General features: G+C 72.0%; 16 protein-coding genes. 4 read left to right on the top strand and 12 right to left on the bottom strand.

What is annotated here, in order from left to right:
• Positions 1-60 precede the first annotated feature (60 nt).
• The 7 genes from C2L59_RS08350 to C2L59_RS08320 all read right to left on the bottom strand — a co-directional run bounded on the left by C2L59_RS08350 (position 61) and on the right by C2L59_RS08320 (position 5,131).
• Positions 61-771, bottom strand: a complete 711-nt coding sequence (locus C2L59_RS08350; RefSeq protein ID WP_103348930.1) for an alpha/beta fold hydrolase — start codon at positions 769-771, stop codon at positions 61-63.
• Between the two features lie 29 nt (positions 772-800).
• Positions 801-1,991, bottom strand: a complete 1,191-nt coding sequence (locus C2L59_RS08345) for a PP2C family protein-serine/threonine phosphatase (RefSeq protein ID WP_103348929.1) — start codon at positions 1,989-1,991, stop codon at positions 801-803.
• On the bottom strand, positions 1,991-2,983 hold the full coding sequence (locus C2L59_RS08340) for an ATP-binding protein (protein ID WP_103348928.1): 993 nt from the start codon (positions 2,981-2,983) through the stop codon (positions 1,991-1,993). The genes C2L59_RS08345 and C2L59_RS08340 overlap by 1 nt, the downstream gene beginning before the upstream one ends.
• Positions 2,980-3,402: an anti-sigma regulatory factor gene (locus C2L59_RS08335; RefSeq protein WP_103348927.1), complete on the bottom strand. Its 423-nt coding sequence runs from the start codon at positions 3,400-3,402 to the stop codon at positions 2,980-2,982. Before C2L59_RS08335 ends, C2L59_RS08340 begins: the two co-directional genes overlap by 4 nt.
• On the bottom strand, positions 3,392-3,781 hold the full coding sequence (locus tag C2L59_RS08330) for an STAS domain-containing protein (RefSeq protein ID WP_103348926.1): 390 nt from the start codon (positions 3,779-3,781) through the stop codon (positions 3,392-3,394). The genes C2L59_RS08335 and C2L59_RS08330 overlap by 11 nt, the downstream gene beginning before the upstream one ends.
• Positions 3,778-4,632, bottom strand: coding sequence for an STAS domain-containing protein (locus tag C2L59_RS08325; protein ID WP_103348951.1), 855 nt, complete (start codon positions 4,630-4,632; stop codon positions 3,778-3,780). Before C2L59_RS08325 ends, C2L59_RS08330 begins: the two co-directional genes overlap by 4 nt.
• Before the next feature lie 73 nt (positions 4,633-4,705).
• A complete protein-coding gene (locus C2L59_RS08320; protein WP_103348950.1) occupies positions 4,706-5,131 on the bottom strand; it encodes a MarR family transcriptional regulator in 426 nt (141 codons plus the stop codon).
• 188 nt (positions 5,132-5,319) lie between these two features.
• Between C2L59_RS08320 and C2L59_RS08315 the strand changes: the two genes are divergently transcribed.
• Complete coding sequence (locus C2L59_RS08315; protein WP_103348925.1) at positions 5,320-6,534, top strand: PP2C family protein-serine/threonine phosphatase; 1,215 nt, start codon at positions 5,320-5,322, stop codon at positions 6,532-6,534.
• A 75-nt stretch (positions 6,535-6,609) separates the two neighbouring features.
• On the opposite strand, the gene C2L59_RS08310 is transcribed toward C2L59_RS08315, so the two are convergent.
• On the bottom strand, positions 6,610-7,047 hold the full coding sequence (locus C2L59_RS08310) for an Hsp20/alpha crystallin family protein (protein WP_103348924.1): 438 nt from the start codon (positions 7,045-7,047) through the stop codon (positions 6,610-6,612).
• Positions 7,048-7,211: 164 nt separating this feature from the next.
• Between C2L59_RS08310 and C2L59_RS08305 the strand changes: the two genes are divergently transcribed.
• Entirely contained in the window at positions 7,212-8,054 is an 843-nt protein-coding gene (locus tag C2L59_RS08305; protein WP_103348923.1) for an SDR family oxidoreductase, read from the top strand.
• A 55-nt stretch (positions 8,055-8,109) separates the two neighbouring features.
• On the opposite strand, the gene ctaD is transcribed toward C2L59_RS08305, so the two are convergent.
• Positions 8,110-9,882: a cytochrome c oxidase subunit I gene (ctaD, locus tag C2L59_RS08300; protein ID WP_103348922.1), complete on the bottom strand. Its 1,773-nt coding sequence runs from the start codon at positions 9,880-9,882 to the stop codon at positions 8,110-8,112.
• Between the two features lie 155 nt (positions 9,883-10,037).
• Here ctaD and C2L59_RS08295 point away from each other — a divergent pair, with 155 nt between their 5' ends.
• Positions 10,038-10,370, top strand: a complete 333-nt coding sequence (locus tag C2L59_RS08295; RefSeq protein ID WP_103348921.1) for a hypothetical protein — start codon at positions 10,038-10,040, stop codon at positions 10,368-10,370.
• A 42-nt stretch (positions 10,371-10,412) separates the two neighbouring features.
• A complete protein-coding gene (locus tag C2L59_RS08290; RefSeq protein WP_103348920.1) occupies positions 10,413-10,889 on the top strand; it encodes a DUF4383 domain-containing protein in 477 nt (158 codons plus the stop codon).
• 69 nt (positions 10,890-10,958) lie between these two features.
• Here the strand turns inward: C2L59_RS08290 and C2L59_RS08285 are convergent, their stop codons facing one another.
• The 3 genes from C2L59_RS08285 to C2L59_RS08275 form a co-directional block, all read right to left on the bottom strand.
• Positions 10,959-11,393 (bottom strand): SRPBCC family protein, encoded by a 435-nt coding sequence (locus tag C2L59_RS08285; RefSeq protein WP_103348919.1) that lies wholly within the window; start codon positions 11,391-11,393, stop codon positions 10,959-10,961.
• 70 nt (positions 11,394-11,463) lie between these two features.
• Positions 11,464-13,647 carry a glycogen debranching protein GlgX gene (gene glgX, locus C2L59_RS08280; protein ID WP_103348918.1) on the bottom strand — a complete coding sequence of 728 codons (2,184 nt, stop codon included), beginning with the start codon at positions 13,645-13,647 and terminating at the stop codon, positions 11,464-11,466.
• 132 nt (positions 13,648-13,779) lie between these two features.
• Complete coding sequence (locus tag C2L59_RS08275; protein WP_103348917.1) at positions 13,780-14,646, bottom strand: manganese catalase family protein; 867 nt, start codon at positions 14,644-14,646, stop codon at positions 13,780-13,782.
• Position 14,647 lies beyond the last annotated feature (1 nt).

Raw genomic sequence — 14,647 nt, 5'->3', positions numbered from 1 at the left:
CGCACGGTGCCTCCTTCCGGGGAATCCGACGGGTCGTCGGCATACCCGGGCGGACCACGGCTAACCCCCGGCGAACCCCGTGATCAACGCGGACGTCGTCCCGCCGGCGCGCGCCGGGAACGTGTGCGGGCCGGGAACGGTGACGAACTCGCCGCCCGCCGCGGCGGCGAGGGACCGCGCCCAGGGTTCCGGGCTGAGAGTGTCGCGGCGGCCGCGCACGACCAGGACGGGACACCGCAGCCGGGCCGTGCGGAGTTCCGGTTCGTCGCGCTGCGCCGAGCGGATCATCCGGAGCAGGCGCCGCGGCCCGGCGCGCAGGTAGTGCGGGACCGTGCCCGGCAGCGCCGACGGCGATTCGTGGACGACGTCGGCCAGGAACGCCGCGGCCAGGCGGCCGAAGGTGCGCAGCTCGGGCGGGAACGTCGGGCCGGCCAGCACGAGCGACCGGACGAGGTCCGGGCGCCGCACCGCGACGGCGATGGCGACCTGCGCGGCCGTCGAGTGTCCGAAGAGGACGGACGGCCGGTCGAGCCACCCGGCGACGGTGTCCGCGATCGCCTCGATCTCCGGCTCGCACGCGAGCGGCCCCGGCGCGCCGAAGCCCGGGACGTCGAGCAGGTGGCTGCGGGTGGCCGCGGCGCACCCGTGCAGCGTGTCGACGAGGTAGCCCGGGGCGCCCAGGCCCGGCAGCAGGACGACCGGCGGCCGGTCCGGGCGTTCGGGGCCGGCGGACAGCGCTCGCACGCCGCCGGCGGTGGTCGTGGTGTGCATCGGACGGGGGATACCCGGCGACGGAGGTCCTACGCCGCGGCCGTCCGGCGGAGGGCCAGGACCACCGTGTCGTCGGCGTGCAGGACGACGTCGTGCATCCGGGCCACCAGCTCGCGGGGCAGGTCCGCCGCCGGGTGGGCGCGGTGGGCGGCCGCCAGGGCGAGCAGGCGGGACTGGCCTTCGTCGATGTCCTTGCGGCTTTCGACCAGGCCGTCGGTGTACAGCAGCACCGAGTCGCCGGGCGCCAGGACCACGTCGACGAGCTCGCGGCTGCCCGGGTCGGGGAAGCCGACGCCGCGGCCGGGGAGCGGGGCCGGCAGCAGCCGGGCGGCGCCCGTCGCGGTGACCAGCACCGGCTCCGGGTGACCACCGTTCGCGAAGCGGGTCCGGCCGGTCAGGGGATCGATGCGGGCGAGCAGGACCGTGGCCATCAGGCCCGGCTCGATCGCGGAGAGGGTGTGGGACGCGTGCGCGATCAGGTCCGGGAACGGGTGGCCCTGGAGGGCGAGGGTGCGGATCGCGTGGGTGACGGTGAGGGCGTGCCGGGTCGAGGTGACGCCGTGGCCGACCGCGTCCACCAGCGTCACGTGGACCTGCCCGTCCGGCAGGACGAACCAGTCGTACAGGTCGCCGCCGGCCGGGGAGTCCTGGTCGGTCGGGGAGTAGTGGACGCCCAGCTCCAGACCCGGTACCGCGGGCGGCCGGGGGCGCAGCGCGTCCTCCAGCTCGCGGAAGATGGCCGCGTGCGCGCGGCGGAGCTGTTCGTCCCGCTGCTCGAGCTCGACGTACATCGCCAGCACGCCGCTGTTGGTCTCCGCGAGCTCGTGCTTGAGGTCGCGCTGCTCTTGGGACAGCGTGTCGGCGCGGGCGACCAGCGCGAGCATCTCCTCGCGGGTCGCCCGGTCGTCGTCGGGGTCGGCCGGAGCCGTGGAGCGGCCGCCGGTGAGGTGCCAGGTGAGGGTGTCGCCGTCGCCGCGCTCGGGCAGCAGGGGCAGCGCGTCGCGGCTGCCCTGGCTCACGGCGTGCTCCAGCCGCACGGTCACGGCCAGCCGGCGGTCCGAAGCCGCCGTCGCCACGTCGACGGTCTCGCCGGCGGTCAGCGCGGGTTCGGCGAGCAGGGTGACGGCGAGCACCAGCCGGCCCCGGTCGTCGGCGGGCACGCCGGCTTGGGTGCACGCGGTGCGCAGCCGCCGCCGGATCCGGGCCAGGTCGGGGCGCATCAGGCGGACCGGTCCGCGCGCAGGGCGAGCATGGCCGCGTCGTCGCGCGGGTTCCGGTGCCGGTGGGCGAGGTCCGCGGCGAGCAGCAGCAGGTCGGGGGTCCGGCCGGGGACGCGCCAGCCGGAGCCGACGCCGTCGGTGTGCAGCACCACGACGTCGTCTTCGGCCAGCGCCAGGTGCCGCACCGGAGCCGCCGGCAAGGTGAACCCGACGACGCCGGGGGTGCTGAGCAGCAACCTCGCCGGGCCGGCGCCGATGGTCGCGCCGCCGACGTTGCCGACACCGCAGAACTCGAGCCGGCCCGGCGCGATCCGCACCAGCGCGATCGCGGCGCCGCGGGTCGCGCGCAGCGCCCGGTGCATGTTCGTGAGCTGGTGCGGCAGCGGGCGGTCCGGGTTCTCGGTGAACACGCGCAGCGCGGCTTCGGCGGCTTCGGCGGCGTCGGGTCCGTGGCCGAGCCCGTCGGCGACGACGGCGGTCCGGCTGCCGGTGACCTCGGCCAGCGCGACGGCGTCCCCGCAGTACTCCTCGCCGTCGCGCGCCAGGCGGAAGTGCCCGGTGGCGCCGCGCAGCGGTGGCGAGGCCGGGTCGAGCAGGCGGGCGGCGGCGAGCGTGCCGTCCGCGGGGGAGGAGGTGATCCGGAACTCGGTCGCCATCCGCTTCACCGCGCCGAGCCCGGCGCCGAGGGTGGCGGTGGTCGTGTTGCCGTCGAGCAGCCAGTGGTCGAGGTCGGTCATGCCGGGGCCGTCGTCGGCGGCCAGCACGTCGACGCCGCGCCCGGTCAGCGACCGCTGCACGAACACCGAGCCGCCGCGGGTGTGCTTGTCGATGTTGCCGGCCAGCTCGGCGGCCACCACCGCGGCGCGGTCGGTCAGCACGTCCGGCAGCCCGGCGTCCTGCGCGGTTGCGCGCGCGACGCGGGCGGCGGCGTACCCGGCACTGGGGTGGTCCACGCGGATCTGGTGCGTGAGGGTGGTGACGGTGGCGGTCATGGCTTCCAGCGCACGACCGTGACGGTGGTGCCGCGCCCGGGCTCGGTGTCGAGGTCGAACTCGTCGACCAGGCGGCGGGTGCCGCCGAGGCCGTGCCCGAGCCCCGCGCCGGTGCTGAAGCCGTCGGTCATCGCCTGCTCGACGTCGGCGATGCCGGGGCCCTCGTCGCGCACCCGCAGCCGGAGCCCGGTCCGCCCGCCCGGCTCCCGCACCGCCTCGACGGTCATCGTTCCGCCCCCGCCGTGGATGTAGGCGTTGCGGACGAGCTCGCTGGCCGCGGTGACGATCTTCGTCTGGTCGACGATCGAGAACCCGGCGGCGACCGCGGCCGCCCGGACGGCGTGGCGGGCCACCAGGAGGTCCTCCTCGACGCGGACGGGGTGCTCGCCGGACGGGGTGGTCCGCTCGTCAGGACGCATGAGGCGCCTCTTCGGCGGCCTCGGGACGGCGCCAGCCCAGCAGCTCCATCGCCTGTTCCGCGTTGAGGGCGGTCCGGACGCCGGTGAGCTGGAGCCCGAGCTCGGTCAGGGTCAGCGCGACGGCCGGGCGCATCCCGGCCACGATCATCCGCGTGCCGAGCAGCTGCCCGGTGGCGGCCAGCTGCATGAGGACGCGGGCGACGAACGAGTCGACGATCTCCAGCCGGGAGATGTCGACGATGACGCCGCGGATGCCCTCGTTCGCGATCCGCGTGGTCAGCTCGTCGGTGAAGGCGAGGGCCGTCTTGTCGTCGAGGTCGCTCAGCAGCCCGCCGAGCAGGATGTCCCCCAGCCGCAGGATCGGCAGGCCGGCGCTCACCCGGTCACCGGGCCCGGGCGGCCGCTGTCGCCGAGCAGCTGCATCGCGGTCGCCAGCGCGTCGGCCAGCGAGCCGCGGGTGACGATGTGCGAGAGGTCGATGCCCAGCTGCGTGATGGTCTGGGCGATCGACGGGCGGATGCCGCTGATCACGCACTCCGCGCCCATCAGCCGGACGGCGCTGACGGTCTGCAGGAGGTGGTGCGCGACCGCGGTGTCGACGGTCGGGACGCCGGTGATGTCGATGATCGCCACCCGCGCCTCGTTGGCCTGGATGGACTCCAGGAGGTTGTTCATCACGACCTGGGTGCGGGCGCTGTCGAGCGTACCGATCAGGGGCACCGCGAGGACGTGCCGCCACAACCGCACGACGGGCGTGGACAGCTCCAGCATCTGGTTGTGCTGCTCGCGGATGATCCGTTCCCGGCCGGCCGAGTAGACCTCGAAGGTCAGCACGCCCGCGCTGTCGAGCAGCTCGTTGACCAGCAGTGCGGCCCGGTAGCGCAGCGCGGAGTCGTCGGCGTGGCGCTCGATCGCGCCCAGCATGGTGCGCTTGAGCGCGAGGATCGCCATGGCGGTGGCCGACGGCTGGGCGCCCGCGCGGGCCCGGCGTTCCGAGAGCGACGTCAGGGCGTCGCGCACCGCCGGGTCCTGCTCGACGATCCGCGACACCGGGAGGGTGCCGCCGAGCGCGCGGCGCAGCGCTTCCAGCAGTTCGGCGGCTTCGCGGCGCAGTTCGCGCGCGCCGTCACCCGCATCCGGGCCGGCCCAGTCGTGGGCCAGCGCCGTCCGGTCTTCCTCCAGCACACGCGCCAACACGTTGCGGACCTGGCTGTCGTCCGTGCCCAGCACCGACACTCCTCCGGTGTTCGGGGCGCGCTCTGCTGTACGCCGACCTAAGTATTGTCATATAACAACAGTTATGTCAGCGATGCAAATCCGGGGGCTCCCCGGACGCCGCCGCCAGCGCCTGGTACTCCGCCAGCCCGGCGGCCAGCGCGGTGCGGCCCGCGGGGCTCATCTTCGCCAGCAGCAGCTCGACGCGGTCCCGGCGCCGCGCCCGCAGTTCCTGCAGGTAGGCGCGCCCGCGGTCGGACAGCCGCAGCGTCAGCTCCCGCCGGCTGCGCGCGCTGGGCAGCCGTTCGAGGAAGCCGACCGCCTCCAGCCGGTCGCACAGCCGGCTCACCAGCGGCGGCGTCGAACCGAGCTGTTCGGCGAGTTCCCGCAGGTTGACGCCGTCGTGGCGGTCCAGCGCGACGACCGCGCGCAGCTGCGAAACCGACAGCGGGCGCGGCGACACGTCCCGCTCGCCCTCGACCACCGCCTCGAACAGCTGTGCGAGGCTCGACACGGCAGCCGTCCCGTCCGGGGCGGCCTGCTCGCGGGATCGATCCACGGCGTCCACTCTGGCATCCCTATGCTGAACCGGCAGCACAGCTCACGCGACTCGCCGTAGACCGGCACGCCGGAGCGGCGCAGACTCGAGAAGGATCGACCCCCGGCGCCGGTGCGCGCGGACCCGTGAGCAGGAGGCAGGCGTTGGACAGATCCCTGGCGGTGGAGCGGCTTCTCCGTGACGTACCGCCGCACGACCTGCCCGGGGCGCTGCGTTCGGGACTCGGCGAGCACTTCGGCGCCGAGTCGGTCGAGCTGCTGATGGCCGACTACGCCCTCACGGAACTGTGCCAGGTGGGCGACCAGCCCTACACGGCGGAGCCGATCCCGGTCGAGGGAACCATCCCGGGCGCGGCGTTCGTCGCGCAGGCGGCCGCGTTCACCCGCGACGGCGACCGCGTCACCGGCTACCTGCCGGTCAGCGTCCGCGGCGACCGGCTGGGCGTGCTGGCCGTGCTGCTGCCGCGGGAGCCCGAACCGCAGGTGTGGGCCGAGCTGCAGCGGTTCGCCGAAGCGGTGGCCCACGAGCTGTTCGTCGCCGACCGGGACACCGACCTCTACATCCAGGCCCGGCGGTCGTCGCGGCTGACGCTGGCGGCGGAGATGCAGTGGCAGCTGCTGCCCGGGCGCGCCTGCACCCGCGCCGAATTCGCGCTCGGCGGCCAGCTCGAGCCCGCCTACGCCATCTACGGCGACTGCTTCGACTGGTCGGCGTCGGCGCAGAAACTCGCCGTCACGCTGATCAACGGCATGGGGGAGGGCAGCGAGGCCGCCCTGCTGACGAATCTGGCCATCAACGCGCTGCGCAACGCCCGTCGCGCCGGGGTGCCCCTGGACGCGCAGGCGGAGCTCGCCGACCAGGCGCTGTACGCGCACTACCGCGGCGCCGAGCACGTGGCCGCGCTGCTGCTGGAGTTCGACCTCGCCACCGGCGCGGTGTCCGTGGTCGACGCCGGCTCACCGCGGCTCTGGCGGCTGCGCGACGGCAAGGCCGAGCGGGTCCTGTTCGACGAGCAGCTCCCGCTGGGCACGTTCGACGGCACGATCTACACGGTCGAGAGCTTCCAGGCGGCCGACGGCGACCGGTTCGTCTTCGTCAGCGACGGCGTGTACAACGCGTTGGGCCCGCACGGCGAGCTCTACGGCGACCGCGAGCTGGCGGAGGCGGTGACGGCGACGGCCGAGCTGCCGGCGGCGCACGTGCCGGGCGCGATGCTGCGGGAGCTGTCGACCCGCCGGCACGGGAGCCAGGCCGAGGACGACGCGATGGTGGTGTGCCTGGACTGGTTCGGCTCGACGCCGTTGTCCGGGACCGGGGAAGGGGCGCTGACGGTGCGCCGGGCGGACGGGATGCGGTAGGCCCGAGCGGCGGCCCAGGGTGCGTGCGCCGGGCGGCCCTTCTCGACTGCGTGGACCGCCCGGTCACGCTCTCCGTCAGGCTTGGATCTCCCGGCGGTCGGACTGGCTGCCGGCGATCTCGATGCGCCGCGGCTTGGCCTTCTCGGCGACCGGGATGCGCAGCGTCAGGACACCCGCCTCGTAGCCGGCCTTGATGTGGTCGGTGTCGAGGGTGTCGCCGAGGAACAGCTGGCGCGAGAAGACGCCGAGGGGGCGTTCGGAGACCTGCATCTGCACGTCGTCGCCACCCGGGAGGGGGCGGCGCTCGGCCTTGACCGTCAGGACGTTGCGCTCGATGTCGAGCTCGATGGCGTCCGGGGCGACGCCGGGCAGGTCGAAGCAGACCACGAACTCGTCGCCGGCGCGGTAGGCGTCCATCGGCATCGCGGCCGGCTTGGACCAGGTGCCGGCGGTGCCGAAGACCTGCTGGGTGAAGCGGTCCAGCTCACGGAACGGGTCGGTGCGCATCAACATCGGTTCCTCCTCCTGGTTTCGACGGTGGGTGTCAACACGCCCCTCTTTTCTAGCAGGTCATCTGAACGATGACAAGTGGGAAGTCATCATCAAGATGACGGACTGATTCGCGGCCGGGCGGGAACACGGGGACGGAGATCCATTCCCGTATCCGAGGAGCCACCGTGTCCCAGCAGCCCCCGCAGCAGCAGACCCCGCCCGGGACGACCGCCGCCATGACGCCGCGGCCCGACCACGGCGAACACACCTACCGCGGCTCCGGCAAGCTGACCGGCAAGGCGGCGCTCATCACCGGGGCGGACAGCGGGATCGGCCGCGCGGTCGCGATCGCCTACGCGCGCGAAGGCGCCGACGTGCTGATCTCCTACCTGAACGAGCACGAGGACGCCGAAGAGACGCGGCGCTGGGTGGAAGAGGCCGGGCGCAAGGCCGTCGTCGTGCCGGGGGACGTCGCCGACCCGGCGCACTGCCGGGCGCTCGTCGCGCGGACGGTCGAGGAGTTCGGCCGGATCGACGTCCTGGTCAACAACGCCGCCTTCCAGATGACCCACGAGTCCCTCGAAGAGATCCCGGACGAGGAGTGGGACCACACGATCGCCACCAATCTGAGCGCGTTCTTCCACCTCGCCAAGGCGGCGGTGCCGCACATGAAGCCGGGCGCGTCGATCATCGGCAGCTCGTCGGTGAACTCCGACAACCCGACCCCGCAGCTGCTGCCCTACGACGTGACGAAGGCGGGCGTCGCGAACATGACCGCGGCGCTGGCACAGCTGCTGGGGCCGAAGGGGATCCGGGCGAACAGCGTCGCGCCGGGGCCGATCTGGACGCCGCTGATCCCGTCGACCATGCCGGAGGAGGCGGTGAAGTCCTTCGGTGAGCAGGTGCCGCTGGGCCGCGCCGGCCAGCCGGCCGAGCTGGCGCCGGTGTACGTGCTGCTCGCCTCCGACGACGGCAGCTACGTCTCCGGGGCGCGGGTGGCCGTGACGGGCGGGACACCGATCCTCTGACCCCGGTGGCACCCGGAAGCCGCCGGCCCCGCGGGGGACCGGCGGCTTCTCCGCGTCAGCGGCCCCGCGGATCCTCGCTCTCGCCCTGCTCGCCGGGCTGGGTGGCGGCGGCCAGCACCTCGGCCCCCGACGGCTTGCCACGCGGGTGGCCGCGGCTGACGTGGCCTTCGGCGCGCATCCGTTCCACCATCTGCGGGTAGTGCAGCTCGAACGCCGGGCGTTCCGAGCGGATGCGGGGCAGTTCGAGGAAGTTGTGCCGCGGCGGCGGGCTGGTCGTCGCCCACTCAAGCGAGTTGCCGAAGCCCCACGGGTCGTCCACGGTGATGGGTTCCCCGTAGCGGTAGCTCTTGAAGACGTTCCAGATGAACGGCAGCACCGACAGGCCGAGAAGGAACGCGCCGACCGTGGACACCATGTGCATCCAGGTGAAGCCGTCGCTCGACAGGTAGTCGGCGTAGCGGCGCGGCATGCCCGCGTCGCCAAGCCAGTGCTGGATGAGGAACGTCGTGTGGAAGCCGATGAACGTCGTCCAGAAGTGCCACTTCGCCAGCCCCTCGTCGAGCATCCGGCCGGTGATCTTGGGGAACCAGAAGTAGATGCCGGCGAACGTCGCGAAGACGATCGTGCCGAACAGCACGTAGTGGAAGTGGGCGACGACGAAGTAGGTGTCGTGGATGTGGAAGTCCAGTGGTGGCGAGGCGAGGATGATCCCGGTCAGCCCCCCGAGCAGGAAGGTGACGAGGAAGCCGACCGACCACAGCATCGGCGACTCGAAGGTGATCGAGCCCTTCCACATCGTGCCGATCCAGTTGAAGAACTTGATCCCGGTCGGCACCGCGATGAAGAACGTCATGATCGAGAAGAACGGCAGCAGCACGGCCCCGGTGGCGAACATGTGGTGGGCCCAGACCGCCGCCGACAGCGCGGTGATGCCGATGGTCGCGAACACCATCAGCTTGTAGCCGAACAGCGGTTTCCGGCTGAACACCGGGATGATCTCGGTGACGATCCCGAAGTACGGCAACGCGACCACGTACACCTCGGGGTGGCCGAAGAACCAGAACAGGTGCTGCCACAGGATCGCCCCGCCGTTCTCCGGGTCGAACACGTGCGCGCCGAGGTGCCGGTCGGCCAGCAGGCCGAACAGGGCCGCGGTCAGGATCGGGAACGCCAGCAGGATCAGGATCGACGTGAACAGGATGTTCCAGGTGAAGATCGGCATCCGCCACATGAGCATGCCGGGACAGCGCAGGCACACGATGGTGGTGATCATGTTGACCGCGCCGAGGATGGTGCCGAGGCCGGTGACGATCAGCCCGGCGATCCACAGGTCGCCGCCGACGCCGGGACTGTGGACGGCGTTGGACAGCGGTGTGTAGGCGGTCCAGCCGAAGTCGGGCGGGCCACCGGGCGTGGCGTAGGCCGAGAGGACGACCGTCCCGCCGAACAGGTAGAGCCAGTAGGAGAACGCGTTGAGCCGGGGGAAAGCCACGTCCGGTGAGCCGATCTGCAGCGGCAGGACGAAGTTGGCGAAGCCGAACAGGTTCGGCGTCGCGTAGAGCAGCAGCATGATCGTGCCGTGCATGGTGAACAGCTGGTTGTACTGCTCCGGCGACAGGAACTGCAGGCCGGGCCGGGCCAGCTCGCCGCGCATCAGCAGCGCCGTCAGGCCGCCGATCAGGAAGAAGCCGAACGACGTCGTCAGGTAGAGCACGCCGATCGTCTTGTGGTCGGTGGTGCGGATCGTCTTGAGGATCGTCGCGCCGCGCTTGCCCCGCCACACCGGCCGGTGGGGGATCGGGGCCGGGCGTGCCACCGTGTCGGTCATCGGACTCCCACCTGGTGCTGCCGGGAACGGGGTTCTCCCGCGCGTACCCCCGCCCGCGCGCGGATACACACGCGGACGGGTGATCAGCCGTCCGGGTATGGGACATCGGGGAGGCACCGGTCGTTTGCCCGCGGGCGCCCGGGGTACCGGGAGGCATGACCTTCAGCGCGTCGAGCACGGTCTGGCAGGTGCGGCCGGTCGGCGGCCGGCGGTACCGGGTGGAGTTCTGCTGCCGCGGCGGGCCCGCCGGCGCCTTCGACGTCGTGCTGACGCCGTGGCTGTGCGAATCCGCCGGCCGGGTGCTCGGGGCGGCCGGGGTGCTCCTCGACACCCTGCTGCCGCTCGGCCTCCCGGCCGAGGTGGACCTCGAAACCGCCGTCCGGGCCGACCCCGGGTTGCTGCGGGAACTGCGGCGGCGCCTGGGTGAGGCCGTACCGCAACCAGCCGGGTGGTTAGCCGCCGTACTGCCGGGTAGCCGCCGGGCCTAGCGCCCTCCCTCCGGGCGGGCGCCGCCTGCGAAAGGAAGTCCCATGTCCACCGCCACCCACACCGGCACGAAATCACCCGTGCAGGTCGCCGCCGCGGTCGTTGCGGTCGTCTTCCTGCTGGTCGGCGTGCTCGGGTTCGTCCCGGGCATCACGACGGACTACGACCAGCTGAGCTTCGCCGGCCACAACTCGATGGCCATGCTGCTCGGCGTGTTCATGGTTTCGGTCCTGCACAACATCGTCCACCTGCTCTTCGGCGTCGTCGGCCTCGCCGCCGCCCGCACCGCGCGCGGTGCCCGGCTGTACCTGATCGCCGGCGGGGTCGTCTACCTGGTGCTGTGGCTGTACGGCCTGCTCATCGACCACGGCAGCGACGCCAACTTCGTGCCCGTGAACACCGCGGACAACTGGCTGCACCTCGGCCTGGGCGTCGGCATGATCGCCCTCGGCCTGCTGACCGCCCGTGCCGGCCGCAGCACCCCCGGGCCGCAGGCGGCCCGGGGCCAGGGTCTCGGCTGACCTGGTCCGCGTCGGTATCGGACACCGGGGACGTCGGCGGCTGTCACAGCCGCCGACGTCCCCGGGTTGTCACCGGGTCTCGATGACCCGCTTGAACTCGGTGCCGGCCCGCTCCACCTTGCGCTGCGGGTCCGCGACCACGGACGCCACCGCTTCGCCGAGCTTGCCGGCGGGCAGGTGATACTCGATCGAAATCTCCAGCTCGGTCCGGTTGCCGCCCTTGTCCTCGAACCGGACCGCGCCCGACTGGGTGACCTCGGAGTCCGCGACCGTCGTCCACGCCAGGCGGTGGGGCGGGGCGTCCTCGGTGATCGTCGCTTCCCACTCGACCGTCGTGCCGGCCGGGCCCGCCACCTTCCAGCGCGTGCGCGAACCGTCTTCGGTGAGGGCCTCGACCGATTCGACGTCGGAGAAGATCTCCGGCAGCCGGGTCAGGGGGCGCCACCAGTCGTAGCAGGCCTGCGCCGGTGCGTGGACTTCCAGATGGTGTGTCGCCTTGCCCATGGTGCCTCCGTTCACGCGGCGGTAGCCGGGGTGCCCGCCGCCGGGCTCCGGCTACCCCGCGTGCCCGGGCTTACCCGTCCTGCTCCTTCGTGCGCATCAGCACCGTGAGGGCGCGGCCGGGGACCACCACCGTGCCGGCGCCCTCGACCGTGCGCGGGGTGGCCAGCTGGTCGCCGGCCACGCCGCCGACCAGCACGCCGCCGACCGAGCGGTGGAACACCCCGCCCGTCGCCGAGTCGAGGACGATCGCCCACTCCGCGCCGTATTCGCCGTCCGGGACCGTCATCGTGATGTCGTCGTCGTGGGCGTTGAAGCAGAGCAGGAACGAGTCGTCCAGGACGCGTTCGCCGCGGGCGTCCAGGTCCGGGATCGCCGTGCCGTTGAGGAAGACCATGATGCTGCGGCCGAAGCCGGCCTCCCAGTCCTGGTCCGTCATCTCCTCGCCGGCCGGGGTGAACCACGCGATGTCGCGCAGTTCGTCGCCGCGGCGGATCGGGCGGCCGGCGAAGAACCGGCGGCGGCGGAACACCGGGTGCTGGTGGCGCAGGTCGACCACCGCCGAGGTGAACTCGAACAGCTCGCGGTTGCCCTCCAGCTGCGACCAGTCCACCCACGACAGCTCGTTGTCCTGGCAGTAGGCGTTGTTGTTGCCCTGCTGGGTGCGGCCGAACTCGTCGCCGTGCAGCAGCATCGGCACGCCCTGGGACAACAGCAGCGTGGCGATCATGTTGCGGCGCTGCCGGGCCCGCAGGTCCAGGACCTTCTCGTCCTCGGTCGGGCCCTCCGCGCCGCAGTTCCACGACCGGTTGTCGTCGGCGCCGTCGCGGCCGTCCTCGCCGTTGGCCTCGTTGTGCTTGTCGTTGTACGAGACGAGGTCGTTCAGCGTGAAGCCGTCGTGCGCGGTGACGAAGTTGATCGACGCGAACGGGCGGCGGCCGTCGTTCTGGTAGAGGTCCGACGAGCCGGTGATGCGGGAGGCGAACTCGCCCAGCGTCGCCGGTTCGCCGCGCCAGAAGTCGCGGACGGTGTCGCGGTAGGCGCCGTTCCACTCGGTCCACAGCGGCGGGAAGTTGCCGACCTGGTACCCGCCGGGGCCGACGTCCCACGGCTCGGCGATCAGCTTCACCTGGCTCACCACCGGGTCCTGCTGGACCAGGTCGAAGAAGGTGGCCAGCCGGTCGACGTCGTAGAACTCGCGGGCCAGGGTGGCGGCGAGGTCGAAGCGGAAGCCGTCGACGTGCATCTCGGTGACCCAGTACCGCAGCGAGTCCATGATGAGCTGCAGCGTGTGCGGCTGCCGCACGTTCAGCGAGTTGCCGGTGCCCGTGTAGTCCATGTAGTACTGCGGGTCGTCCTCGACCAGCCGGTAGTAGGCCTGGTTGTCGATTCCGCGCATGGACAGCGTCGGCCCGAGGTGGTTGCCCTCGGCCGTGTGGTTGTAGACGACGTCGAGGATGACCTCGATGCCCGCCTCGTGCAGGGTCCGCACCATCGCCTTGAACTCGTGCACCTCGCTGCCCGGCGTTGCGGACATGATCGAGGCGGCGTACTCGTTGTGCGGTGCGAAGAAGGCGATGGTGTTGTAGCCCCAGTAGTTGGCCAGGCCGCGCTCGGTGAGGGCGTGGTCGTGCAGGAACTGGTGCACCGGCATCAGCTCGACGGCCGTGACGCCGAGGGTCTTGAGGTAGTCGATCATCACCGGGTGGGCCAGCCCGGAGTAGGTGCCCCGCAGCTCCTCCGGGATGTCCGGGTGGAGCTTGGTCAGCCCACGGACGTGCGCCTCGTAGACGACCGTCTCGTTGTACGGCACGCTCGGCGGCCGGTCGTTGGCCCAGTCGAAGTACGGGTTGACGACGACCGCGCGGACCGTGTGCGCCGCCGAGTCGTCGTCGTTGCGCTCCTCGGGCCGGCCGAAGCGGTAGCTGAACACGGACTCGTCCCAGTCCACCCGGCCGGTGACGGCCTTGGCGTACGGGTCGAGCAGCAGCTTGGCGGGGTTGCACCGCAACCCCTGGGCGGGGTCGTACGGCCCGTGGACCCGGAAGCCGTACTCCTGGCCGGGTCCGATCCCGGTCAGGTAACCGTGGTGGACGAAGCCGTCGACCTCCGGCAGCCGGATCCGGGTCTCGGTTCCGTCCGGGGCGAACAGGCAGAGGTCGACGCGCTCGGCGACCTCGGAGAAGAGCGCGAAGTTGGTGCCGACGCCGTCGTAGTCGGCGCCGAGCGGGTAGGGGGAACCGGGCCAAGGCTGCACAGGGCCTCCACGGGAGCACGAATGAACACCGACCGGATACCCGGCCGGCGTCTTTCGAATCCGTGACGCGCGCCTCCTCACCCGGACGCACCACCGGGCCCGGGGCCGCCGCGCGGCGGCCCCGGATCGGCGTCAGGTGAGCTTGTTCTTGACGGCCTTGGCCTTGCCCTTGGCGGTGCCCTTCGCGTCCTGAAGCGGGGCGTAGGTCCCGTACAGGGCCGGGTCGGGCTTAGGTGCGGTGCCGGGGCCGCCGAGGGGCTGGGGGTCCATCAGGTATTCGATGCCGGCGCCGGTGGTCCAGCTGGCGCCCTTGGCGCCGTCGGGTCCGTCGGACAGGTGCCAGATGGTGTGGTTGTGGGTCTGGTCTTCTTCGTCGAGGAGGGCGCCGGGGGCGATGTCGCCTTCGAGGCCGTCGGCTTGGAGTTCTTCGATGGCGGCGAGCCATTGTTTCTGGTGGACGGTGTCGCGGGCGAGGTTGAACTGGAGCATGGCTTTGACGCCGGGGTCGTCGGTCATGTTGTAGAGGCGGGCGGTTTGGAGGCGGCCTTGGGCTTCGGCGGCGGCGTTGGCGCGGAAGTCGGCGAGGAGGTTGCCGGAGGCGACGATGTATTTGCCGTTCCAGGGGGTGCCGTTGCTGTCGGCGGGCAGGGCGCCGCCGCCGGCGACGATGGCTTGCTGGACGTCCATGCCGCCGATCATGGCGGCCATGACGGGGTCTTTGACGGCGTCGGCGGTGACGGTGGCGGGGGCGCCTTCGAGGAGGCGGGCGACCATGGTGGCGAGCATTTCGACGTGGCCGATTTCTTCGGTCGCGGTGTCCATGATGAGGTCTTTGTACTTGCCTTCGATGCGGCAGTTCCAGCCTTGGAAGAGGTATTGCATGGTGACGGTCATTTCGCCGAAGGCGCCGCCGATGAGTTCTTGGAGTTTGCGGGCGTAGACGGGGTCGGGCTTTTCGGGCTTGGCTTCGAACTGCAGCAGCTTCGTGTGACGGAACACG

It is taken from the genome of Amycolatopsis sp. CA-128772 (assembly GCF_002904295.1).
Lineage (GTDB): Bacteria > Actinomycetota > Actinomycetes > Mycobacteriales > Pseudonocardiaceae > Amycolatopsis.
Note: the sequence above shows the minus strand (reverse complement) of the source record. Positions and strands in the feature narration are given on the sequence as shown.